Source organism: Vibrio sp. 10N.222.46.A1 (assembly GCF_041473595.1).
In the GTDB taxonomy this organism is placed as follows: domain Bacteria; phylum Pseudomonadota; class Gammaproteobacteria; order Enterobacterales; family Vibrionaceae; genus Vibrio; species Vibrio tasmaniensis_A.
Genome location: NZ_JBFRSN010001098.1, coordinates 1 through 277 on the forward strand (window position 1 = coordinate 1; position 277 = coordinate 277).

The 277-nt window shown below is 48.7% G+C and carries 1 protein-coding gene; it reads left to right on the forward strand.

The genetic code is table 11. The features are described 5' to 3' along the window. The coding region (locus tag AB4496_RS24155) for an AzlC family ABC transporter permease (protein ID WP_372132310.1) at window positions 1–277 on the forward strand (277 nt) is incomplete at both ends.

The window sequence follows — 277 nt, forward strand, 5'->3', positions numbered from 1 at the left end:
AGCGCAAGCGATGTCGGCTATTCTATTTGCCGGCTCAGCACAACTTGTCGCAGCAGGGATGTTCAAATCGGGCATTGGGTTAGGGACTATGTTGTTGACCACGTTCTTTATTACTTCAAGACACTTTTTATACAGCGTATCGATGCGTGACAAAATCAGCCACCTTCCTGCTCGTTGGCGTCTATTACTTGGCTTTTGGCTGACCGATGAACTGTTCGCGATTTGTAGTGGCCAATCTCAGCAAGAGTTTAACCGCTGGTACGCTGCAGGTGTCGGT